The following is a 2,212-nucleotide window of genomic DNA, read 5'->3' on the forward strand; positions in this document are numbered from 1 at the left end:
GAGACAAAAGGACTGGCTAAAGAAAAGCAGCTAGAGAATTTATTTTACTCATCAGACAGTCATTGTGTTAGAACGAATGCCGATGAGTAGGTAGTGTCTGTCAGATTAAGTTTAAGCTAGTACAGCTAATAATCTTGTGACAGTTTATTAATAAAACAATCAAATGATTCAGATACTAAAACTAATTCTTTTTCATCCATCAACCATATATATATTTCTCCATAATTTTTATCTTTTAATGAAAGTAAAAAGCAATTTCCACCCTCATCATAAGCAAAAGGAATCATATATTTTAAATTAGAAAATTCATCAATTAAGTTAGCATAAATATCTTCTATAGTTAAATCACCATATTTTATTGGATTAAAGCCACCCAATAAAAAGAAATTATGTTCACCGTTTTCGGGAGGGTAACCACCATTAAATTTAATATAAAAATTAATAAATGAAAGTGGAATCTCTTTATCAAAATATTTGCTAAATTCTTCAAGTTCTTCAAAAGATAATTGTTTTTCCGATTCTTCGAGTATTAGTTGCATTTGCTATTACCCTTTCTAGCTGGAAATGTATAATTTTTACCAGTAGTTGCTTTATATTGACTAACTCCACCTGAATGGTTTATTCCTTGGTGTGCTTTCTTTTCAACGAGTTGCATTGTACCTTTATTAGTAACAGGATCATAATCATCAAGATGATGCCAAACATATCCTCTTGGAGTTGTTTTCTGCTTTAGTCCTGCTTGTTTGTTAGCAGCTTCAAAATCTTTAAGATAATCACCGGTATATTCGATTGTTACAATAGGGTTGATTCCCGGTCGTTTATTATATAGTGCATTACTGCCTGAATAATCTAATCCACCTCCTGAAGTTTTAATTACTCCCGTATAGCCACGTTCTTTCAGTTTAGTTATTGAATCTACTGCTAAGCCCCACGGATCAATCCAAGTCAACCCATTAGGCGCATACTGATACAGATTCAATCCGCCAGCTAAACCAATCGGGTCTGGCTGGGTAAAGCGTCCTATATCCGGATCATAGTACCTGAAAGTATTGTAATGTAAGTGTAACTACCCCCTAAAATAGTACAGCTCTGAAGTAGAAAATTCTCTTTATTAACCCATAGAGGATTTAAACATGAAAAAAATGACTGAACATCAGATTGTATCCATTTTAAAAGAAGCTGAAGCCGGTATTCCTGTTAAAGAACTTTGCCGTAAATATGGCATCGGTAATTCGACTTTTTATAAATGGCGGGAAAAATACGGTGGTATGGAAACCTCCGATATCAAACGTTTAAAGGAGCTGGAGGCTGAAAACCGCAAGCTTAAGCAGATGTTTGCCGAGCTCAGTTTAAAATCTCAGCTTCAGGAGGAAATCATAAAAAAGCTATAGTGCCTACCAAGGCACGTAAAGCTTGGGCTGTGCAATTACAAGAAAGTCATCCTGTTACTATTGCTATGAGCTGTACTAGCTTAAACTTAATCTGACAGACACCACCTACTCATCGGCATTCGTTCTAATACAATGACTGTCTGATGAGTAAAATAAATTCTCTAGCTGCTTTTCTTTAGCCAGTCCTTTTGTCTCTACCCAAGTTTGCCAAGGTGTCTTACCATAACAGTATTTCCCTGAATGTGCTCTTTCCCGATTGTAAAACTCTAGCCAAAGCTCAATATCTTGTTGTATCTCTTTCAGTTCTGTATATATTTTACGTCTAAACATAATATCATAACACTCGGTCTTCATCGTCTTATGGAACCGCTCACATATACCATTCGTTTGCGGACTGTAGGCTTTTGTTTTCGTATGCTCTATATCCTCCAAATTCAGATATAGTTCGTATGCATGACGCTCTTTATGACCGTTATACTCACTTCCTCTATCCGTCAGAATTCGTAAAAGCGCTACCTGCTCATTATCAAAAAATGGTATCACTTTATCATTGAGCATATCCGCAGCAACTAAACTGTTTTTCTCCGTATATACTTTAGCAAACGCCAGTCTTGAATAGGTATCAATAAACGTTTGTTGGTATATTTTCCCAATCCCTTTAATATGACCAACATAATATGTATCTTGTGCGCATAAGTATCCAGGATGCTGGGTCTCAATTTCACCCTGTGCCTCTCGCGCTGCTTTCGCTTTCTCTAAAGCCTGTAGCTGGCTTTCTGTTAACACAAGCCCTTCCTGAGCTACTTTTGTTTCCAGAGCGA

The 2,212-nt window shown here is 36.3% G+C and carries 3 protein-coding genes and 2 pseudogenes; 1 reads left to right on the plus strand and 4 read right to left on the minus strand.

Annotation, left to right across the window (positions count from 1 at the left end; translation table 11 throughout):
- Nucleotides 1-125: 125 nt before the first annotated feature.
- The 3 genes and pseudogenes from BGI33_RS07550 to BGI33_RS13460 form a co-directional block, all read right to left on the minus strand.
- Nucleotides 126-539: an SMI1/KNR4 family protein gene (locus tag BGI33_RS07550; protein ID WP_100089931.1), complete on the minus strand. Its 414-nt coding sequence runs from the start codon at nt 537-539 to the stop codon at nt 126-128.
- Entirely contained in the window at nt 530-949 is a 420-nt protein-coding gene (locus tag BGI33_RS07555) for an HNH endonuclease signature motif containing protein (RefSeq protein WP_218965126.1), read from the minus strand. The genes BGI33_RS07550 and BGI33_RS07555 overlap by 10 nt, the downstream gene beginning before the upstream one ends.
- Nucleotides 935-1,051 (minus strand): annotated as a pseudogene (locus BGI33_RS13460) (RHS repeat-associated core domain-containing protein); the annotation flags it as partial. The gene BGI33_RS07555 and the pseudogene BGI33_RS13460, both read right to left, overlap by 15 nt.
- A gap of 82 nt (nt 1,052-1,133) precedes the next feature.
- On the opposite strand from BGI33_RS13460, the pseudogene BGI33_RS07560 reads away from it, so the two are divergent.
- A pseudogene (locus BGI33_RS07560) lies at nt 1,134-1,356 on the plus strand (transposase); the annotation flags it as partial.
- Between the two features lie 140 nt (nt 1,357-1,496).
- On the opposite strand, the gene BGI33_RS07565 reads toward BGI33_RS07560, so the two are convergent.
- The coding region (locus tag BGI33_RS07565; RefSeq protein ID WP_144235403.1) for an integrase core domain-containing protein at nt 1,497-2,212 on the minus strand (716 nt) is incomplete at its 5' end.

Source organism: Snodgrassella alvi, assembly GCF_002777425.1.
GTDB classification, from domain to species: domain Bacteria; phylum Pseudomonadota; class Gammaproteobacteria; order Burkholderiales; family Neisseriaceae; genus Snodgrassella; species Snodgrassella alvi_B.

What these genes read in the sequence shown, in the direction of transcription:
- BGI33_RS07550 (WP_100089931.1), bottom strand. Translation starts at nt 539, where the DNA reads ATGCAACTAATACTCGAAGAATCGGAAAAACAATTATCTTTTGAAGAA.